Source organism: Streptomyces sp. NPDC051133 (genome assembly GCF_040682635.1).
Lineage (GTDB): Bacteria > Actinomycetota > Actinomycetes > Streptomycetales > Streptomycetaceae > Streptomyces.
On record NZ_JBFBBK010000166.1, the window covers coordinates 1 to 2,759 of the forward strand.

The following is a 2,759-nucleotide window of genomic DNA, read 5'->3' on the forward strand; positions in this document are numbered from 1 at the left end:
CTCGCCGAAGCGCTGCGCGCGCCCGCCTTCGCCGAGAGCGAGGTCGAGCGGCTGGTACCGGGGTGCGCCGCCGCACGGGTGCCGCTCAGGCGGCCGGCCAGCAGGCCGCCCGCCACAGCGCTCGCCGTCACCACGGTACGTCGGGGAACCATCCGGGTGTGCAGATACTCGTACTGCTCGGCCATGCTCATCCGCTCCGCGAGTGGGCGCGGGATGCCGAAGTCGGGGATCTCCATGTGAGAAAAGTGCCACGGGGCTCCAACGCCCTGAGGAACCCCAGCCGACAGGATGACGCGCGCAACCCAAATGGATGTCCGCATGACGGACAGGACACGACAAGTTCCGCACAGCCCGGCCCGCCACGAGTAAAGGCTTGCCGGGAAACAAGTCGTAGCTTCCGGCTGCGGGGATCGTTGTATCGGCTTGCCATGGGCAAACGCTCTTCTGCACGCCTGCGATGCTGGGACCGAGTTGATCAATGGGCCACGGTTCGCGGGCTTGAAGGTCGGCGTTTGAAGGGTTGTGGTCATGGCACGGACCTGGCAATCCATCCGGGTGGATCTGGTCTCCGGGGCATGGCGGGGACCTGTGGGCTCGCCCCGGCCGCGTCTTCGCGCCCACGCGCTCGCACTTCGACATGGGCGACGACTGGCCCACCTGTGCACAGTGGCGGAAAAGCTCTGACGTTCGCCGGACACCCGATGGTTCGGGCACGAGCATGACCCGTGGGACTGCACTCCTGAGGTCTCCCACGCCGTCGGCGACGGCGACCGTCTGATCGCGGACGCTGTCATGCACTACACCGCCGCCGACGGCTCCACGCGGCGCAAGCTCCGCGCCTTCGTGGTAGTCGACCGCAGCACTTTGACATCCTCCCCTCCCTGAAGGGAGTGGATTCCCGCCTGGCTGCCGGGGGTGACCGGCTGGGCCTTCGGGTGGGTTCCCCGTTCAACGGGCCGTGCCCGGCGCGGGATTGCCGCTCCAGGTCTTACCGGCCCTCCAGGGGCGCTTACTAAACGCCACCAGGCTGCCAAAGCTGATGCCGCCCATCCACAGCACTGCCGCCCGTGGCACGTTGCCGTTGGAGCACACGAACGAGGCAATCGCCACCAGCGGGCCGATGGCGGTGACCGGTACCGGAAAGGCCGCCGACTGCGCATCTCCCTGTAGCTCTGGACGGCAGCATCCGGGTCGACGTACGACGTCAGGAACAACTCGCCGAGTTCCTGGGTTGTCACCCAGCTCTCGAACTGCCAGGTCAGTGCGATGGCCAAACACCTGGACGAGCAGGTCGCCCGAGTTCCGCAACCGTCCCTGGATTACGGCCCTTACTCGTGCGTCTGGGGCGACGCACTGCCCCAGAAGGTCTGGGAAGACGGCCGTATCATCAGCGTCCACACGCTGATCGCGGTCGCCGTGAACGCCGACGACACGCTCGCCGTTCGCCGGTGGCGTGTCCGGCGTCCAACTCCTGCCTAGGGCATCCTGTCAACGATGGGCGCACGCGCTACGCCCCGCAACATGCTGAGTCAGGCACCGACACCGGCGCAGCCCTGGGCGGCCGACTTGCTGCGGATCGTCTTTGAACAACCCGACGGTGACGCTGTTCAGGCCCACACGCAGCGTGTCCTCGACATGCTGGATGCCGGATTTCCTAAGGCGCCTGAGTACCTCGATGCGACCCAGCACGACCTGTTGGCCTTCAGCGCGTTCCCGCGCGAGATCTGGCCGGTCCGCCTGGTCGGCGCTGTGCTGGCCGAGTAGAGCGACGAGTGGACGGAGGGCGGTCGCACTATGGAGCTTGGCCTGGTTGTCAAGGCCCGCCTCTGTTTGATCGAGTCAGAAGCCGACGAGACCGCCCTGCCCACCGAACTCACCCCACGCACCACTCCTGCGGACGTGAACCCTTATCTACCTGCCCTGGCTGGTGCCGTTGTACGCGCTGGGGATGATGCAGAACAGCCAGTCGTCCAGGAGGTCGTTCTGGCCGGTGGTCTGGTCGAGCGGGGCGTGCAGAGCCTCGTCTGACGCAATGCCGTGGGGGAAGCCGGCGGCACTGTCGTAGACGAATTGGTTGGTGAATTGGTCCCCATTACTGTCCTCGCCAACGATGATGGCGGCACGGGCGGCATAGGGGCCGGTGATGCTGAAGTTGATCTCGTCAGCGGTCGGGAACGTCAGGGTAATCGTCCCACCGGGAGTGAACTCGACGGGCACGTTCTGCTGGTTCGGGCTAACCTCGAAGACCGTGGGGTCATCGACGATATCTCCGCAGGTCGTGCCATTGTCTGTCACGGTGGGCACCACACCCGCCGCGCTCGGTGCTCCCGCCTCCTGCGCCGCTGCCGGACTGGCGGCGATGCCGAGTGCCACGGTGGTGGCCACGCCGGCACAGGCGAGTCTGGCTCCCCATCTCGCTCGCCGTGACTGGCTGTTTGATCGAGTCGCTACTCGCACAACGATCTCCTCCTCGATACTCGCGTGCTGGCCGCCACTACTGGACGTCTGATCATTTGCACGGCTGACTGACTTCCATGCCTAATGCCTTCTTTTGCTGGGCCAACCGAGCTTGAATGTGGGCCGGGGGGTGAATCACGCGCTCCGTGGCCCCGCAAAATTGAGAATATGATCCATGATGGCCGTTTACTCCGCCGCACTTCTGTATCCGCCCTGGACGTGTCCGTGCAGGCGCAGGTCGTGAACCTCATGGACGACCTCCAGGAGGAACTCGGCCTGACCTACGTGATCATCGCGCACGA

Annotated in this window: 3 protein-coding genes and 1 pseudogene; 2 read left to right on the plus strand and 2 right to left on the minus strand. The window is 65.6% G+C overall.

What is annotated here, in order from left to right; all coding sequences use genetic code 11:
- Positions 1-236: pseudogene (locus AB0N17_RS45895) on the minus strand (phosphoesterase); the annotation flags it as partial.
- Positions 237-1,266: 1,030 nt separating this feature from the next.
- On the opposite strand from AB0N17_RS45895, the gene AB0N17_RS45900 reads away from it, so the two are divergent.
- Both AB0N17_RS45900 and AB0N17_RS45905 read left to right on the plus strand, forming a co-directional pair.
- The gene (locus AB0N17_RS45900; RefSeq protein WP_366017621.1) at positions 1,267-1,479 is read left to right on the plus strand and encodes a transposase; all 213 of its coding nucleotides are present in this window, start codon (positions 1,267-1,269) and stop codon (positions 1,477-1,479) included.
- 42 nt (positions 1,480-1,521) lie between these two features.
- Positions 1,522-1,764 carry a transposase gene (locus tag AB0N17_RS45905; protein WP_366017622.1) on the plus strand — a complete coding sequence of 81 codons (243 nt, stop codon included), beginning with the start codon at positions 1,522-1,524 and terminating at the stop codon, positions 1,762-1,764.
- Between the two features lie 147 nt (positions 1,765-1,911).
- Here AB0N17_RS45905 and AB0N17_RS45910 read toward each other — a convergent pair whose 3' ends face one another.
- Positions 1,912-2,385: a hypothetical protein gene (locus tag AB0N17_RS45910; protein ID WP_366017623.1), complete on the minus strand. Its 474-nt coding sequence runs from the start codon at positions 2,383-2,385 to the stop codon at positions 1,912-1,914.
- Positions 2,386-2,759 lie beyond the last annotated feature (374 nt).

Coding starts and splice junctions, on each gene's coding strand:
- AB0N17_RS45900 (WP_366017621.1), top strand. CDS start 1,267: ATGGCCAAACACCTGGACGAGCAGGTCGCCCGAGTTCCGCAACCGTCC.
- AB0N17_RS45905 (WP_366017622.1), top strand. CDS start 1,522: ATGCTGAGTCAGGCACCGACACCGGCGCAGCCCTGGGCGGCCGACTTG.